Source organism: Achromobacter sp. 2789STDY5608621 (assembly GCF_001299375.1).
Lineage (GTDB): Bacteria > Pseudomonadota > Gammaproteobacteria > Burkholderiales > Burkholderiaceae_B > Achromobacter > Achromobacter insuavis.
In genome coordinates this window covers 57,274-73,561 of record NZ_CYTU01000029.1, presented here as the reverse complement: position 1 = coordinate 73,561, position 16,288 = coordinate 57,274, and the positions used below count along the sequence as shown (strand labels likewise).

At 69.2% G+C, this 16,288-nt stretch carries 17 protein-coding genes and 1 tRNA gene; 11 read left to right on the top strand and 7 right to left on the bottom strand.

Translation table 11 applies throughout. The features are described from left to right. The first annotated feature begins 158 nt into the window (after positions 1-158). The 4 genes from AOZ53_RS22870 to AOZ53_RS22855 all read left to right on the top strand — a co-directional run bounded on the left by AOZ53_RS22870 (position 159) and on the right by AOZ53_RS22855 (position 1,787). Positions 159-356, top strand: coding sequence for a hypothetical protein (locus AOZ53_RS22870; RefSeq protein WP_054461173.1), 198 nt, complete (start codon positions 159-161; stop codon positions 354-356). Between the two features lie 95 nt (positions 357-451). Further along, on the top strand, positions 452-895 hold the full coding sequence (locus tag AOZ53_RS22865; protein WP_054461169.1) for a hypothetical protein: 444 nt from the start codon (positions 452-454) through the stop codon (positions 893-895). A gap of 2 nt (positions 896-897) precedes the next feature. Beyond that, positions 898-1,389: a hypothetical protein gene (locus AOZ53_RS22860; RefSeq protein WP_054461167.1), complete on the top strand. Its 492-nt coding sequence runs from the start codon at positions 898-900 to the stop codon at positions 1,387-1,389. After that, the gene (locus AOZ53_RS22855; protein WP_054461163.1) at positions 1,386-1,787 is read left to right on the top strand and encodes a hypothetical protein; all 402 of its coding nucleotides are present in this window, start codon (positions 1,386-1,388) and stop codon (positions 1,785-1,787) included. Before AOZ53_RS22860 ends, AOZ53_RS22855 begins: the two co-directional genes overlap by 4 nt. A gap of 96 nt (positions 1,788-1,883) precedes the next feature. On the opposite strand, the gene AOZ53_RS22850 is transcribed toward AOZ53_RS22855, so the two are convergent. The 3 genes from AOZ53_RS22850 to AOZ53_RS22840 form a co-directional block, all read right to left on the bottom strand. Beyond that, the gene (locus AOZ53_RS22850) at positions 1,884-2,102 is read right to left on the bottom strand and encodes a hypothetical protein (protein ID WP_054461161.1); all 219 of its coding nucleotides are present in this window, start codon (positions 2,100-2,102) and stop codon (positions 1,884-1,886) included. Between the two features lie 2 nt (positions 2,103-2,104). After that, positions 2,105-2,992, bottom strand: coding sequence for a tyrosine-type recombinase/integrase (locus tag AOZ53_RS22845; protein ID WP_231689972.1), 888 nt, complete (start codon positions 2,990-2,992; stop codon positions 2,105-2,107). A 694-nt stretch (positions 2,993-3,686) separates the two neighbouring features. After that, entirely contained in the window at positions 3,687-4,610 is a 924-nt protein-coding gene (locus AOZ53_RS22840) for a carbon-nitrogen hydrolase family protein (RefSeq protein WP_054489500.1), read from the bottom strand. 91 nt (positions 4,611-4,701) lie between these two features. Between AOZ53_RS22840 and AOZ53_RS22835 the strand changes: the two genes are divergently transcribed. Continuing rightward, entirely contained in the window at positions 4,702-5,646 is a 945-nt protein-coding gene (locus tag AOZ53_RS22835) for a LysR substrate-binding domain-containing protein (protein ID WP_054433447.1), read from the top strand. 70 nt (positions 5,647-5,716) lie between these two features. Here the strand turns inward: AOZ53_RS22835 and AOZ53_RS22830 are convergent, their stop codons facing one another. Together AOZ53_RS22830 and AOZ53_RS22825 are read right to left on the bottom strand one after the other, a co-directional pair. Continuing rightward, positions 5,717-7,252, bottom strand: a complete 1,536-nt coding sequence (locus AOZ53_RS22830; protein WP_054477526.1) for a tetratricopeptide repeat protein — start codon at positions 7,250-7,252, stop codon at positions 5,717-5,719. 27 nt (positions 7,253-7,279) lie between these two features. Continuing rightward, complete coding sequence (locus tag AOZ53_RS22825) at positions 7,280-8,329, bottom strand: RDD family protein (protein WP_054433490.1); 1,050 nt, start codon at positions 8,327-8,329, stop codon at positions 7,280-7,282. A gap of 159 nt (positions 8,330-8,488) precedes the next feature. On the opposite strand from AOZ53_RS22825, the gene AOZ53_RS22820 reads away from it, so the two are divergent. From AOZ53_RS22820 to AOZ53_RS22800, 5 genes are all read left to right on the top strand, one after another. Continuing rightward, positions 8,489-9,409, top strand: coding sequence for a LysR family transcriptional regulator (locus AOZ53_RS22820; RefSeq protein ID WP_054489498.1), 921 nt, complete (start codon positions 8,489-8,491; stop codon positions 9,407-9,409). Positions 9,410-9,550: 141 nt separating this feature from the next. Then, positions 9,551-10,774: a CaiB/BaiF CoA transferase family protein gene (locus AOZ53_RS22815; RefSeq protein ID WP_156333487.1), complete on the top strand. Its 1,224-nt coding sequence runs from the start codon at positions 9,551-9,553 to the stop codon at positions 10,772-10,774. A gap of 73 nt (positions 10,775-10,847) precedes the next feature. Further along, positions 10,848-11,807, top strand: a complete 960-nt coding sequence (locus AOZ53_RS22810; RefSeq protein ID WP_054489495.1) for a Bug family tripartite tricarboxylate transporter substrate binding protein — start codon at positions 10,848-10,850, stop codon at positions 11,805-11,807. 29 nt (positions 11,808-11,836) lie between these two features. Continuing rightward, positions 11,837-12,763 carry a hydroxymethylglutaryl-CoA lyase gene (locus AOZ53_RS22805; protein ID WP_054489493.1) on the top strand — a complete coding sequence of 309 codons (927 nt, stop codon included), beginning with the start codon at positions 11,837-11,839 and terminating at the stop codon, positions 12,761-12,763. 75 nt (positions 12,764-12,838) lie between these two features. Beyond that, the gene (locus AOZ53_RS22800) at positions 12,839-14,119 is read left to right on the top strand and encodes a hypothetical protein (protein WP_054489491.1); all 1,281 of its coding nucleotides are present in this window, start codon (positions 12,839-12,841) and stop codon (positions 14,117-14,119) included. Positions 14,120-14,144: 25 nt separating this feature from the next. On the opposite strand, the gene AOZ53_RS22795 is transcribed toward AOZ53_RS22800, so the two are convergent. Both AOZ53_RS22795 and AOZ53_RS22790 read right to left on the bottom strand, forming a co-directional pair. Then, positions 14,145-14,777, bottom strand: a complete 633-nt coding sequence (locus AOZ53_RS22795; RefSeq protein ID WP_054433440.1) for a class I SAM-dependent methyltransferase — start codon at positions 14,775-14,777, stop codon at positions 14,145-14,147. A gap of 214 nt (positions 14,778-14,991) precedes the next feature. Then, a tRNA-Ser gene (locus tag AOZ53_RS22790) sits at positions 14,992-15,081 on the bottom strand. A gap of 121 nt (positions 15,082-15,202) precedes the next feature. Here AOZ53_RS22790 and AOZ53_RS22785 point away from each other — a divergent pair. After that, entirely contained in the window at positions 15,203-16,180 is a 978-nt protein-coding gene (locus AOZ53_RS22785; protein WP_054489490.1) for an NAD(P)H-quinone oxidoreductase, read from the top strand. The last annotated feature ends 108 nt before the right edge of the window (positions 16,181-16,288 follow it).

The window sequence follows — 16,288 nt, the reverse complement described above, 5'->3', positions numbered from 1 at the left end:
TATCCGTGGAAACGCCTGCTCCGACACAGGTTAGCTGCTCCGTGATGACGGACACATTGACCACCACCGGGGTGACGCTTCGGCGTGGGAATTCGTCCACGTCGACGCCGTGGAATGTCGTGGTCAGGTATCGAGTTATAGGGCGATAGGGGAAGAAGATGGATATGTACTACAGCGAGGAAAAGAAGGGGTTCTATTCACTGGAGGTGCACGGCCAGGGCGGCATGCCATCCGACGCTGTGAAGCTGGCGCCAGGCGAATACGAGGCGTGGGGCGAGAGTGGCGGCGAGATTGCGGGGGTCACGCCCAATGGCGTCATCCTCATGGCAGAGCCTCGGCCGCCGGTCTCTCTCTGATCGGTTTGATTTGCAAATAGATGCCCGCTTCGGCGGGTTTTTTTTCGTCCACACAACGGGAGGCAGCAATGCGAACCCATCAAGGGAGTATTCGAATGGAACCGAGTTCCACCGGTTTGGGTGGCTTGGCGGCCTTGAAGGTCGCAATGGCTTACGGCATTCCCGCCGCGGTGACCGCAATGCTCGGGCTGCTGATCATGCCGCCCCGCACCGCGCGGGAGTTCACCGTTCGCACCGTTTGCACGGTCGCGTGTTCCTTCATGTTTGGGCCGGCCCTGGCCGGCGCAGTCATCGCGTGGAAGCCTGGCCTGATGGATGCCATGACTTGGTTGGCCCACCATGGCGCCGGATCCGACGACGCGCTGCTGGCGAAGTTCTACGTCCTGGGGCCGAGCATGCTGCTCGCAGGTCTACCAGCGTGGTGGGTATTGGGCGCGTACATGCGGTGGATGGCGAGCATGCGCCAAAAGGGGCTTTTGGAATGGCTGGCCGAAGCGCGGGCCAAGTTGCTGGGGCTGCGGTCGGGTGGGGAGGGCTGATCATGAATCTTCAAACGATCAACGATACAGCGATCACTCCGGCACTGGCGCTGCTGCCGGCGCGTATGGACACGCCGGACGCGCGCGTCATGCTGCTGGCTATTGGCCTGCAGGAAAGCCGCTTCGTGCACAGGCGCCAGATCAGCGGACCCGCCCGCGGCTTCTGGCAATTCGAGAAGGGGACGCGCGCCAGCCGCGGCGGGGTGTGGGGCGTGTCCCTGCACGCGGCGAGCAAGGGCCATTTGGCGGCCTTGTGCAAGGCTCGCAGCGTGGCTTGTGATCCGGACGCGATCTATGCCGCGCTGGAGTATGACGACGTGCTGGCCGCCGGCGTGGCGCGGCTGCTGCTCTGGACGAACCCGAAGGCGCTGCCGGCTATCGGCGATGCTGACGCGGCCTGGGCGCTGTACCTGCGCACCTGGCGGCCGGGCAAGCCGCACCCGCACACCTGGCCGGATCTCTACCGCCAGGCCGCCACGCAGGTGCAGCCGTGAACCCGTTCTGGAAGATGGCGCTGCCCTGGGTCGGCGGCGCGGCGGTGGTGATGGTGCTGGGCGCCGGCGTCGTGCTGTACGGATCCAGCCGATTCAACGCCGGCGTGGCCAAGGCCAACGCCGATCACACCCTGGCCGAGCTGAACGAGTTCAAGACCCAGACCGGCCGGCTGGCCGGCATCGCCACCACCTTCGAGGCGAGCGTGGCGGAGCTGCGCGCCGCCGAGCCCAAGGTCATCGAGAGGTACACCCGTGTCGAAGTCCAGAGCCCTTTGCCTGTTGGCTGTCGTATTGACGCTGGCCGGCTGCAGCACATCAACGAAGCCGGCCGCCTGGCCAATACTGCCGGCCAACCTGGCCCAGCCGTGCCCGCCGGTGCCCGAGGTGACCAGCGATAGCTGGGACGACTTCGCGCGCAGCTACATGGCGCTGGCAGTGCAGTACGGCCAATGCGCGGCGCGGCACCGGGCCGTGGTCGAGGCGTGGCCGAAGCCCTAAGCCGCGTCTGCCCGCTTGGCCGACCAGAACCAATGCATATGCTTGGCGCGCCGGGCCTTCTGGCGCCGGAAGGTGATGCGCACCAGGCCGGCGTGGCCTGCTTCGATCTCGACCGGGTAGTCGCGGTCCTCGGCGGTGGCCGCTGGCGGTAGGGTGAGGGCGGCCTGGGCCACATACTGGCCGGGCACCTGCTCCAGGATTCCGTTGTCGTCCATGGTCAGTCCAGTTTGTTGGCGATGTCCGTGGCGGACGCCCTATAGTAAATGAGTAGACTGCGCGGATCCCGGTGCCCGACCATCTTGGCCAGCTCCAGCAGTTCCAGCTTCTTGGACAGGCGCGTGATCGCGGTGGCGCGGGCGTCGTGGAACGTGGGCCCGTCGACCTTGGCCAGCGTCTTTCCCTGCCGGAAATAGGCGTCACGCAGGCCGGCGTTCACCGTGAACACCTGTTCCGGGTGTATTCCCTTCATCGCCTCAAGCAGCGCGACGGCGCGCCGGGATAGCGGCACATCGCGGGCGTCTCCATTTTTGGATCTGGGCAGGTGCAGCATGCGCCGTTCCAGGTGCACGTGCTTCCACTCCAGCGTCAATATTTCCCCCGAGCGCATGGCCGTTTCCAGGGCCAGCAGGAACGCCACCGCGGTCTGCTCGCGCTTGTCCTTGGGCGCGCCGTCTGCATAGCCCAGTGCGGAAACGATATCCTCGATCTGCTTGTCGGTGAAGATGATCTTGCGCGCTGGGTTGTCCTTCGGTTTGATGACGTCGGGCCAGGGGTCGTGATCCACGTACCGCCACTCCCCCAGCTTGGCCCGGGTCCAGATGGCACGCAACAGGCCGATCTCGCGCAGGACCGTGGCGCCTTGAACCTCGGCCAGGCGCCGATCGCGCCAGTCCGCCAGCTCGGCCGGGCCGATATCCTGCATCACCAGCTTGGCCACCTTGTCCTTCTTGATGGAGGCGATTCTGGCCTTTTCCCACCTGGCGCCCGCCTTCTCCGGGCTGACCTCGTCGGCATACCGCTGCATGACGTCGGCCAGGGTCCAGCGTGTCACCTTGCCGGCGCGAGCATTCGCCAGTTCCAGTTCGCGGCGGTTGGCCCAGTCCATGGCCTCGCGCTTGGTGGCGAAGGTGGCGCTTTCACGGTGTCCATTGCGGGCGACTTCGGCCCGCCAGGACGTGCCGCGCTTTCGGAATGTGGGCATGGCGTAATCTCGGGCGTAGGAATGGCGTACGAGATTAGCAAAAATTGTGGTTTAGTGTGGTTTGGTGTGGCGTAACGAGTTCTGGTCGGCACCCAGAATCGTCTATGAAGGTGGCGTTGCGTGGCGTAATGCGGCGCGATGTGGTGGGATGGGGTGGTGCCCGAGACCGGAATCGAACCGGTACGGCCTTGCGGCCGAGGGATTTTCGTACCACTTCGGCTTTCGCCGCCGGCGCGCGGAGCGCCGTTCGTGGTCTGGAGCACGCCTTCACCATAGCCTTGCGGCCTTAGGTGCCCGCCGTCTGCTCTCTACACCTTCCCGGTTCTTTCGATCCGGGCTTGGCTCGGCGTTGGCTCGGAACAAGTCCAGGGCATTCGCCGAGTTTGACGGGCTACACCTCTGGAGTTTCCTCCGGAGGGCTCAAATGGATTCAAGTCCCTTGTGTCTACCAATTTCACCACTCGGGCATTGGGGTTCCGACAGGAAACCGCAATGGGATACCTGGTGTGCCGCGCGAGCGCGCTGCGGTATCCGGCGGGCGTGACTATACCACTCGCGGGCGGGCGGCCCGTCATGCAAGACCGCCCCTGTGGAAAACTCAGCCGATGAAACGCACCGTCTGCCGGGCGCGTTCGTCCACCTCCAGGGTGAAGACGTCGGGCCGCGCGTAGTGGCCGACCACGTCGAAGTCGTAGCGCGCGCGCACCAGCTCGTCGACATCGATGCTCGCCGTGAGCAGGCCGGTCTGGCCGTGCAGCGGGCCTGCCAGGACGTCGCCCAGCGGGCCGACGATGAGCGAGCCGCCGTTGATGAGCGGGCGTTGCGGATCCCAGCCGGGCACGTCCAGGCCCAGCTCGGCGGGCGAGGGCTGCACCTGGCAGGCGCTGATGACGAAGCAGCGGCCTTCGTGGGCGATGTGGCGCATCGAGCATTGCCAGATGTCGCGTTCGTCGACGGTGGGCGCGCACCAGATCTGCACGCCCTTGGCGTACATGGCGGTGCGCAGCAGCGGCATGTGGTTTTCCCAGCAGATGGCGCCGCCGATGCGGCCCGCGGCCGTCTCCAGCACGGGCAGGGTGGAGCCGTCGCCCTGGCCCCAGATCAGCCGTTCGGTGCCGGTGGGCATCAGCTTGCGGTGTTTCGCGGCCAGGCCGGTGGCGGGATCGAAGTACAGCGCGGTGCAGTACAACGTGCTGCCGGCCCGTTCGATCACGCCGATCACCAGGCTGGCGCCGGTGCGTTGCGACAGCGCGGCCAGCGCGTCGGTCTCGGGGCCGGGCACGTCGATGGCGTTCTGGTAATAGCGGGCGTAGGCGTCGCGGCCTTCGGGCAGGCGGTAGCCCAGGCGGGTGCCGAAGATCTCGCCCTTGGGGTAGCCGCCCAGCAGGGCCTCGGGCATGACCACCAGCGCGGCGCCCGAGGCGCTGATCTCGGCCTCGAAGGCCAGGATCCGTTCCAGGGTGGCGTCCTTGCCTTCGGGCGAGGCGCCGATCTGCAGCGCGGCGACGGTGGTGGCGGTCATGGGGGTTCCTTTTTCACGGGGGAGGGGAGTCGATGCGTCCTAGTGTCGGGGGCGGCCTAAAATCAATCAATCCTGCCTGGCGATAAATGATATGAACCAGATCGATATCGAGTCGACCGACCTGAACCTGCTCAAGGTGTTCGAGGCGATCTACGACGAGGGCGGCGCGGGCCGCGCCGCGCTGCGCCTGGGCGTGACCCAGTCGGCGGTCAGCGCGGCGCTGGCGCGGCTGCGCGTGCTCTATGCCGACCCGCTGTTCGTGCGCACCGGGCGTGGCCTGTCGCCCAGCCTGCGGGCGCGCGAACTGCGGCCGATCATCGGCGAGGCGCTGGACAAGTGCCGGCAGAGCCTGTCGCTGGCGCGGCCGGGCGCGGCGGGGTTCGGCGGGCGCTCGGTCACGCTGGGGTTGTCCGATGACTTCGAGATCGCGCTGGGACGCGAGGCGATCGCGGCGCTGGCCGTGGCGGCGCCGGGACTGAGATTGATCTTCCGCCAGACCCACAGCCGCCTGGTGGCCGACATGCTGATGGCGCGCGAGGTCGACCTGGTGATCGCATCCGGCGGCCTGACCGCGCCGACCTTGCAGCGCGTGACCGTGGGGCAGGGCGGCTATGCCTGCCTGGTTGACCCGGCCAGCCTGGCGCCGGGCCAGGACGCGTTGTCAGTGGAGGATTTCACCCGGCGTGCGCACGTGCTGGTGTCGTCGGGCGGCTTTATCGGCGTGGTCGATGAAGTGCTGCACGACCTGGGCCTGAACCGGCGGGTGCTGGCGGCGACCACGCATTTCTCGGCGCTGGCGTTCCTGCTGCGCGGCGGAGAGGCGCTGGCCACCCTGCCGGCGCATGCGGCGCGCGGGCTGGCCGAGGTCGCGGGCCTGCGGCTGCTGCCGTGCCCGATCGCCATGCCGGGCTACGCCATCGAAATGGGCTGGCGCGCCGATGCGCTGCGCGATGAGGCGGTGGCGGTGGCGCGCCGTTGCCTGTTGGGCTTGTTGCAGGGGTTTGGCTGGGTGACCGCGCCGGCGCTGCCCGAGTGAGTGCCGCCATGGCGTCGGCCTGGGTATTCCCGCCGGCGCCGAATCCGGCGCGGCATGCCGTCCGCGATGGCTACTTGCGGCCGAACAACCGCCCCAGCAGGCCGCGTGGCGCGCTGGCCGCCCGTTCGGCCGCCAGGGCGTTGTCCAGCGACAGTTCCTGGTATTGGGGTTTGCCGTTCTGTTGGTAGGCCGCGGCCGCCTGGCGGAATGCCGAAGCGGATTCCGCGTGGCGTTTCATGGCGCCGTAGATCTCGCCGCGCGAGAACAGGGCCCAGCTGCGGAACTCCGGGTCCATCGCGATCAGGCGGTCGCAGGCCGCCAGGGCGTCGTCGTGGCGGCCCGCGGCAATCAGGGCGTTGACGGCGTCGGCCTGCAGCATGCTGTTGTCGGGCCAGCGTTGCAGCGCGCGTTCGGCATCGGCCACCGCCTCCGCGCCGCGGCCCAGACGGGTCAAGGCGTCGATGCGCACGCGACGCCACTTGAGCCACTCGGGGTCCAGCGAGATCGCCACTTCGGACAGGGGCAAGGCTTCGTCGTAGCGGTCCAGGCGAGCGAGCATGTCGGCGGCGTTGCCGGGCAGGAAGTCGCTGTCCGGCGCCAGTTCGTAGCCGCGCAGGTAGTACGCCAGGGCCTGCTCCCACTCGCCCTGGTCGCGCTGCGCGTTGCCGGCCACGAACAGCAATTGGGCATCGCCGCTGGTCATCGGATCCAGGCCGCGCAGGGCCTCCTGCGCCAGCTCGGGGTGGCGGCTGCGCACATACTCGCGGGCCTGTTCCTTGCGGCCCTCCCAGCCATTGTCAGACAGCGCATCCAGCTTTTGCCACAGCGGGGCGGCCTCGCCGGCCCGGCCCAGGCGGTGCAGCGAGCGGGCCTTGCCTTCCAGCGGCCAGTCCCAGTCGGGTTCGCGGCGCAGCAGGCTGGTCCACTCTTCCACCGCATCGGCATCGCGGCCCAGCGCCTGCAGGCATGAGGCGCGGTTGTGCTGGATGGCGTTTTCCTCGCCCAGGATCGCGCGGGCCCGGTCGAACATGGCGATGGCCTTGTGCAGGTCGCCGAGGCTGCGATAGGTGTTGCCGGCGTCGTACATGAAGCGGCCGTTGCCAGGGGCAAGCGCGACCGCGCGTTCGAAGTAGGGCACGGCTTCGCCGTGGCGTCCGGCATTGGCCAGGTTGGACGCGATGTAGCAATGCGGCGCGCCGGCCTGCGGGCGCCGCTGGATCGCGCGGGTCCAGCAGTCGATGGCATCCTGCAGGCGGCGGTCGTTGATCAGCAGGTAGGCTTCGGCCAGCAGCAGCCCGAAATGTCCGGAAGTGCGCTGGCTGGCGTCGCGCAGCAGGCGCCAGGCCGCTTGCGGGTCGCCCTCGTCATAGCGTGCAGTGACCTGCACCGCGATGGCATCCGGGCAATGGGGATCGAGCGCCAGCGCCCGCGCCAGGTCGGCGTCGCGCGCGGCCGCGGCCCCGCGCCTGGCATGGCAGCGGGCGCGCAACGCCCACATGACGGCGGTATTCGGCTGCTCGCGCAGCCCTTGCTCGCACAGCGCGAGCATGCGTGGCGTGTCGTCGCCGTCCTCGGCGCGCAGGATGGATTCGATCAGATTGGACATGCGGATTCCTCGGGCGGCAGGCAGGCGTCAGGGGGCGGCGGCGCCGGCGGCGTGGCGGCAGCCATAGTGGCGGTCGCTCGCGGCGATGTCGTCGCTGCCGCATTGCCAGCGCCGGATGCCGCCGCCTTTGCGTTCGGCGCGCAGCTCGGGCAGGTAGACCAGATGCTTGCCCGCCAGGGGCGAGGCGTCATCGGCATTTGCGGGGCCGGCAATGGTGAAGCGCAGCACGCCATTGACGGGGTTCAGCTCCAGGTTGGAAAAGCCGCTGGAGGCCAGCGATTCGCGCGTCACGCCCAGGTCCTGCAAGGTCGCGGCGAACTTGCCGGTGCCGCGGTAGTGGTTTTCCGCCAGCATCCGGACCGGCTGCGATACCCGATCCAGGCGCCGTACGTCGGCCATCACGGGGTTGTCGGCGTCGCGCGGACCGAGCGTCAGCGCGGCCAGCACGAAGCCGGCCAGCACCAGCACCACCGCGCCCGCGGCGAACAGCAGGAACTTGCCGGCGCCGGTGATCGAGCGCGTCTGGCCCAGGGCCGCCTGGATTGCCCGCGGATCGGCCCGGCTCGAAACGACGTAAGTGCCCGCGGCCCAGTTGTGCATGGCGCGTTCGCCGAACATGGCCTGCTGGATATGGTGGAACACGCCGGGCAGGGCCAGGTTCAGGGGGAACTTCATCAGGTGCCGCCACAGGGACCGCAGCAGGCCGGGACTCTGCCCGTTGCGCGTGACCACGCGTTGCTTGAACAGCTGCTTGCCGGGCGAGCCGGAACCCCAGGCGTCCATCAAAGCGGGCAACAGCAGGCCGAGCAGGCCCGCGGCCAGGGCGAGCGCCAGGGGGCGGGGTTGCTCCAGCAACGCTTCATAGCTGAGGGACGCGGCGGCCGAGAAGGCGAACATGGCGGCGATCATGGCGGCCGCATCGATCACGCTCGCGGCCAGCCGCGACCAGATGCCGGGGAGGGCGGGGACGTTGGCGGCAGCCATGCTGGGCGTGGTCGGCGCGGGCAGGGGCGCGTGGCAGCTGAAGCACTGGGTGTGGGAGGCCGGGTTCTGCCAATTGCATTTGGGGCACTGCATGATGCGAGTCTTATTCTGGTTGCCGATCAAACGGAGAGTGTCCTGCGTCGCGCGGGTGCGCCGCGCAATGGCCAGGCGCAGTGTATCGGACCCGGCGGATGGACGGCTCGGGAAAACCCCGATCCCGGCCCGAGCCGCCAACGCGGGACACTGGCGGCCATGAAGCGTCCGTTGCCCACCCCCGCCCATCCCCGCGATATCGACCCGGTTTCCCTGCGCCTGTTCCTGGCGGCGCTGGAAGAGGGCAGCCTGGCTCGCGCCGCGGCGCGCGAGAACATCGTGCCGTCCGCGGTCAGCAAGCGCATGATCGAGATGGAGGAAATGCTCGGCGTGCCGCTGCTGGCACGCGACGTCAAGGGCGTGCAGGCCACGCCGGCCGGCCAGGCGCTGGCGGGCCATGCCCGGCTGGTGCTGCAGCAGATGGAGCGCATGCGCCGCGAGATGGCGGGCTTCGCCACCGGCGTGCGCGGGCGCATCCGGCTGGCGGCCAGCGTGGCGGCGTTGTCGGGCGACCTGCCGGCGCAGATCCAGTCGTTCCGCCGCGCGTATCCGCAGATCGAGATCGCGCTCGAGGAAAGCACCACCCAGCAGGTCTTCCAGGAAGTGCTGGCGGGCCACGCCGATGTGGCGGTGGGATCGGACTTTGGCCACGATGGCCTGCAGGTATTCGCCTGCGGCTATTGCGAGCTGGCCGCGGTGGTGCCGGCGCAGCACCTGCTGGCCGACAGCGAGGTGCTGGACTATGCGCAGTTGCTGCCCTACGAACAGATCGAGCTGAACCGTGACAACGGCATCAGCGCGGTGTTCGAGCAGGCCGCGCGCGAGGCTGGCGTGGCGCGCCGCATCAGCGCCCGGGTCAGTTCGCACGAGACCATCTGCAACCTGGTGGCGCGCGGCATGGGCGTGGCGGTGGTGCCGATGTACCTGAAGCCGCGCCATGCCAGCCAGGACATCCGCTTCATCGCCTTGTCCGGCCCCTGGTCGGGCACGCCGCTTTGCATTGCCGTGCGCGAACTCGATACGCTGCCGCCCGCGGCGCGCGCGCTGTTGGCGCATCTGGGGGCGGCGCCCTGGCCCTAGGGCTTACCCGGACGTTCCGAAACGAGAATGCCCCGGTGCTGAAAGACCGCTTTCGCGATGCCGCCGCGCCCGCGATGATGGCTGCGTACCGGCCCTGGGGCATGCGCCCGGGCCTCCACGCCGCAGGCAGAGGAAACGTCGATGAGCGCAGCGCCCGCTTCACCCTTCATGGACCACAGCGAATTGCCCTTGCGCGGCATCAAGGTGCTGGAGCTGTCCCACATGATCATGGGGCCGGCCGCCGGCCTGGCGCTGGCCGACCTGGGCGCCGAGGTGATCAAGCTGGAGCCGATCGACGGCGACCGCACGCGCCGCCTGAAGGGATCGGGCAGCGGCTATTTTCCCGTCTTCAACCGCAACAAGCAGAGCCTGTCGATCGACCTGAAATCGGCCGAGGGACAGGCGCTGGCGCGGCAACTGGCGCTGCGGGCCGACATGGTGGTGGAGAACTTCCGCGACGGCGGCCTGGCGCAGTACGGGCTGGACTACGCCTCGCTGTCGGCCGAGAACCCGCGGCTGATCTACGTGTCGCTCAAGGGCTTCCTGTCCGGCCCCTACAAGCACCGCACCGCGCTGGATGAAGTGGTGCAGATGATGGGCGGCCTGGCCTACATCAACGGCGGCGCCGACACGCCACAGCGGGTGGCGGCGTCGGTCAACGACATCCTGGGCGGCACCTTCGGCGTGGTGGGCGCGCTGGCCGCGCTGCACGACCGCCACGTCACCGGGCGCGGCCGCCACGTGCGCTCGGGCCTGTTCGAGAACAATCTGCTGCTGGTGGCGCAGTTCATCGCGCAGTACCAGCTGACCGGCGCCGCGCCCAAACCCTTCGGCGCGGAGCGCAAGCCGCCATGGGGCGTGTACGACGTCTTCGAGACCGCCGACGGACGCGTGTTCGTGGCGGTGGTGGGCGATGCCCAATGGCGCAACTTCGCGCAGAAATTCCTGCCGCCGGAATGGGCCGCCGATCCGCGCCTGGCCACCGCGGTGGACCGCGAGGCGGCGCGTTCGTGGCTGGTGCCGGGCGTGGGCGCGATCCTCAAGACCTGGAAGACCGACGCATTGTGCGCGGCGCTGGAGGCCGCCAATCTGTCGTACGGGCCGATCCGCCAGCCGCACGACCTGCTGCACGATGAGCACCTGAACGCCGGCGGCGCGCTGCTGGCCACGGCCTTGCCGGACGGCGGCGAAATCGCCGCGGCGGCGCTGCCGATCGAATTCGATGGCCTGAAGGCCGGCAAGCGGTTCGATCCGCCGGCCCAGGGCCGCGATACCGAAGCCATCCTGCGAGGGCTGGGGCTGGATGCCGCGCGCATCGACGCCCTGCGCTCGGCGGGCGTGGTGCATTGCGAGGACAAAGCATGAACCGGCCATAGAGCCGGTCCCCGTCGAGGCGGCGCCAGACCGCCAAGACATCCATCAAAGAGGAGACAATCCGATGATCCGCAGACTCTTGGCGGTGGCCGCGATGGCCGTCGCATGCGTGGCGCACGCGCAGGACTATCCCAGCAAGCCCATCCGCATCATCATCCCGTCCACGCCGGGCGGCGGCACCGATTACATCGGGCGCCTGATGGGCAACAAGCTGCATGAACTGAATGGCTGGTCCGTGGTGCCTGAAAACAAGCCGGGCGCCGGCACGGCGCTGGGACTGGCCGAGGCGGCGCGCGCGCCGGCGCAGGGCTATGACCTGGTGATCGGGCAGTCCGACAACGTCACGCTGATTCCGCTGCTGATGAAGGTGGCCTACGACCCGGTCAAGGACCTGGCGCCGGTGGCGCTGGTGGCGACCACGCCGATGGTGCTGCTGGTGTCCGACAGCTCGCCCTTCAAGACCTTGCCGGAGGTGATCGAGGCGGCCCGCAAGGCGCCCAACACGCTGTCCTACGGCACCTCGGGCACGGGCGGCGGCGTGCACATCGCCATGGAGATGCTGCAGCACGCGGCCGGCTTCAAGATGCAGCACGTGCCGTACAAGGGCTCGGCGCCGGCGCTGGCCGACCTGATGGGCGGCCACCTGCAGTTCGCTGGCTCGTCGATCTCGTCGGCGGCCTCGCTGATCAAGGCCGGCAAGGTGCGCGCGCTGGCGGTGACCTCGCCCAAGCGCAATCCCGCGTTGCCCGACGTGCCGACCGTGGCCGAGCTGGGCTACAAGGATTTCAGCGTGGTGACCTATTACGGCGTGCTGGCGCCGGCCAAGACGCCGGCCGCCGTGGTGGCGCGGCTGAACGCCGATTTCAACAAACTGCTGGCGCGCCAGGACGTGCGCGATGCGCTGGCCTCGCAGGGGCTGGAGGCCGATCCGGTGTCGTCGGAAGAGTTCGCGGCCCTGATCCGTTCGGACATCGGCAAGGCGCGCCAGACCATCGCCACCGCGGGCATCGTGGTGCAGCAGTAACGGCCGGCGCATTCGACCAGGGAAATGCCATGGAACAGGAAGTGAGGTTGTGCGAGGTCGGGCCGCGTGATGGCCTGCAGATGGCGCGCGGCATGATGGCCGCCGACGACAAGCTGCGCTGGATCCGGCAGCTGGCGGCGGCCGGGCTGCGCGAGATCGAGGTCGGCAGTTTCGTGTCGCCCCGGCTGGTGCCGCAGATGGCCGATACCGGGCAGCTGCTGCCGCAAGTGCTGGGCATCGACGGCCTGACGGTGTGCGCGCTGGCCTGCAACCTGAAGGGCGCCATCGCGGCCTACGAGGCGGGCGCGCACGTGATCGCCATCCCTGTGTCGGTCAGCGACACGCATAGCCATGCCAACGTCGGCAAGGGCACGGACGCGCAGGTCGAGGCCGTGGCCGCCATCGCCGACTGGCTGCGGCCGCAGGCGCGGCCGGCGCGGCTGGATGTGGCGGTCGCCACGGCCTTCGGCTGCTCGATGGAAGGGGCGGTGCCGGTGCGCCGCGTGGCCCAGGTGGCCGCGGCGGTGATGCGCGCCGGCGCCGACGAGATCGCGCTGGCCGATACGGTCGGCTACGCCCATCCGGCGGGCGTGCGCGAGGCGGTGCGGGCGGCGCAGGACGCGGTCGGCGCGCGGCTGGTGAAACTGCATCTGCACGACACCATGGGGCTGGGCCTGGCCAACGCGCTGGCCGGCCTGGACGAAGGCATCCGCGCTTTCGACGCCTGCCTCGGCGGGTTGGGCGGCTGCCCGTTCGCGCCGGGCGCGTCGGGCAACATCGTCACCGAGGACCTGGTGTTCATGCTGGAGAGCATGGGCTATCGCACCGGCGTGGACCTGCCCCGGCTGCTGGCCGCGCGCGCGTTGCTGGCGGCGTCGCTGCCGCGGGAGACCTTGCGCAGCGGGGTGGCGGCGGCGGGCATTCCCAGGACCTATCCGGCGGCCATGGCCGCCTGAGCGCCGCGCGGGAGGGAAGATGAGGCAGCGGTATCATGAGCCGTCCTCATTCAGGCGGCCCGCCGCCGCGCATCCATGGCCATCGTCTCCACCCCGCTGCTCGACCGCCTGCTGACCGACGGCGTCATCCGCCAGGAGCATCACGACGCCGCCCGCCAGCGGCTGGGCGACGCCACGGCGGAGCCCTGGAGCACGCTCGGCGAGGCGCTGTTCTGGCTGGTGGACGAGCACATCGTGTCCGACGAGGACCTGGCCGCCATCGGCGAGCTGTCCGTGACCGAGGCCGCCTTTGCCAGCAACGCCACGCGCAAGCAGGCGCTGGCCGAAATGGACGCGCTGATGCAGCGCAAGCTCGAGGAATACGAACGGCAGATACGCCAGGTCGCGCTCAAGCGCGCCTTTCCCGGTCCGCGCTGGGCCTGGCTGGGCGGCGGCGCGATCGCCGTGGCCGCGGCGGCCTGGTATCTGTTCGCGCCGGCCACGCCGCCGCAGTGCGATGACGGCGATGTGCAGAAAACCCTGCGCGCCAGCCTGTTCACCTCGCGTCTCCAGCAGATGTCCCGCAACCCGCTGGCCGGGGGCGTGGCGCCGGCCGACCTGTACCTGGCGACGTTTTCGGATGTGAAGGAAGTCGGCTACATCAAGCCGGAGCGATCGCGCGGCTGCACCGCGACGCTGAAGGTCGGCGAGGCCGCGTCGGCCCTGGCCTACACCATCGGTCCGAACGACAAGGGCGAGATGATGATCGCCGGCGCGGATCCGCGCGTGGTGCGGGCCCGCTACGGCCAGCTCGATGCCGACGGCAAGCCGCGCGCTGTCGGCCAGCCGGCGGGCGCGGCAAGGCTCGCCGCCGCCTTCGAGCAGGGGGCGGCGGCCTTCGACGAGCTGACCCGGGGCGCGGCGCGCAAGGCGGCCCAAGACAGGCAGCGCGAGCGCATGGGCCTGCCGCCGGAAACCGACACGCGCACCGTGCGCAATATCCAGCCGCTGGGCGACTGCAAGGACCTTGGCGGCGGCCGGTGGTCATGCCGCCTGCAGGGCGAGTACCGTGACCGGCTGATGTCGGCCATCGGCCGCGCCGACTGGCAGGTGTTCGAAGGCGATTTCGAGTTCTTGCAGGAGGGCGACGCATGGCGCGTGGGCGAACCCTTCACGCGCCAGTACATGGATGCGGTCGTGCGCGGCCGGGTGGCGGAGCTGAAAGGCGACGAGGCGGCGGCGCGGCTGGAGCAGATCCAGCGCCAGCGGCCGCAGGCCGCGCCGACGGCCGAGCCCGCGACGCCCGCGGGCGCCCAGGCGCCCGCCAGGACGGGCAGCCGCGAGCATCGCGGCGACGGCGCCGTCATCAATAAATAGGACTGGTCGTGGGCCCGGCGCGCGCTCAGGCCGCGACGGCGTCGCGTTCCCGCCGGCGGGCGAAGACGAATACGTGGTGGTACTTGTCGCGCATGGGATGGCGCGGCTGTTCGACGCCGTCGATCGGCGGCACGAAGGGCGCGAACAGGCCGAGCGCGTCGATATGCACCGGGAAGGGCGCGCGTTCGGGCGTGTCGTTGTAGCCCAGGATGAGCAGGCCGCCGGGCTTGAGCACGGCGTGGCATTGCTCCAGCATGCGTTCATAGCCGGCCTGCTCGTTCAGGCCATAGCCGATCAGGCCGTTGGCGATCACCACGTCGAAATAGCCCGGCTCGTAGAGCGCCGCCATCTCGGTGGCGCTGCCGGTCAGGTGGCGGCCGGGCACGCCGTAGCGAGCCTGTTCCGGATCCATGTCGAGCGAATGGAATTCCGGCTTCAGCAGCCGCGGATAGTGCCAGGTGTATTCGCCCATGCCCAGGAAGAGGCAGCGCCCCGGGCCTTGCGGGCCGTCCGCCTGGTGGTTGAGATAGTCGAAGATCTGCTGTTCCAGGAAGGCCCGGTTCGGCGCCCGCAGCGGGAATTGCACGCCGCAGCGCGCGGCCAGGGCCGGAGACAGCCGGAACAGGCCTGATTTGAATGCGTCTTTGAGTTTGGGCATACGGATCGCGCCTGGCTGTGTCGCCGGTTCTTTGACCGGGTTCGCCACCGCGAGCCGCCCGGAATGCGCCAGATAGTAGACGAAATCGTTTCTATTCAGGGGTTTTTCAGCTGTTAATGATATCTGCGCAACAGGGGCGCGAGCGGACGCGCCCTGGACCGTGATGGCGGGCGGGTGGCGCGGGTGAACCGAAGGGGATGGGGGGGCGGTCTTCTGGCGGAAGCGGTGGGATTCGAACCCACGAAGGGTTTAACCCCTTGCCGGTTTTCAAGACCGGTGCAATCGACCACTCTGCCACGCTTCCTGCTGCCGCAATGTACTGCGGAAGCGGCAATCCGGCCGCCAGGCAAACACTCTACCCGGCGAAAACACGACTTGCCGTAAAGGGCGCAATAATAATCCATTTGCTGCGAAGGAGGCACGCGATGCACGCTGTAGAAATCTCCCGCCCGGGCGGCCCCGAGGTCCTGGTCCCCGTCGAACGCCCCACGCCCGAGGCCGGCAAGGGCGAAGCCCTGATCAAGGTCAGCGCCGCCGGCGTGAACCGTCCCGACGTGTTCCAACGCAAGGGCAACTACGCGCCGCCTCCCGGCGCGTCCGACCTGCCGGGCCTGGAAGTGGCCGGCGAGATCGTCGGCGGCGACCTGGCCGGCAGCGGCTTCGCGGTGGGCGACAAGGTCTGCGCGCTGGTCGCGGGCGGCGGCTATGCCGAATACTGTGTCGCGCCGACGGCCCAGTGCCTGCCGATCCCCAAGGGCCTGTCCGACATCGAGGCGGCCGGCCTGCCGGAAACCTACTTCACCGTCTGGAGCAACGTGTTCGACCGCGGCCGCCTGGCCGACGGCGAGATCCTGCTGGTGCACGGCGGCGCCAGCGGCATCGGCACCACGGCCATCCAGTTGGCCCGCGCCATGGGCCACACGGTCTACGCCACCGTCGGCAGCGACGAGCGCGCCCGCGCGGTCGAGGCCCTGGGCGCGGCGCGCGGCATCAATTACAAGACGCAGGACTTCGTCAAGGAAGTGAAGGACGCCACTGGCGGCCGCGGCGTCGACGTGATCCTGGACATGGTGGCCGGCGACTATATCGCCCGCGACATGCAATGCCTGGCCGACGACGGCCGCATCGTCATCATCGCCCAGCTGGGCGGCGCGCAGGCCAACGTCGACACCAGCCAGGTCATGCGCCGCCGCCTGACCATCACCGGCTCCACCCTGCGGCCGCGCCCGGTCGACTTCAAGGGCGCCATCGCCCGCGCGCTGCGCCAGCGCGCCTGGCCGTTGCTGGAGCAGGGCGCCATCAAGCCGATCGTGCACGCCACCTTCCCGCTGGCCCAGGCCGCCCAGGCCCACGCCATGATGGAAAGCGGCGAGAACATCGGCAAAATCATCCTGACCGCGTAAGAAACGCGCGGTGTTCGGCGCGGCGCCGCGCAACAGGATACAATCACGGGTTTCGCCTGGAATTATTTCCAGGCCAGCCCGTGGGCGGGTGCTTTTCCCCCGGGTTCA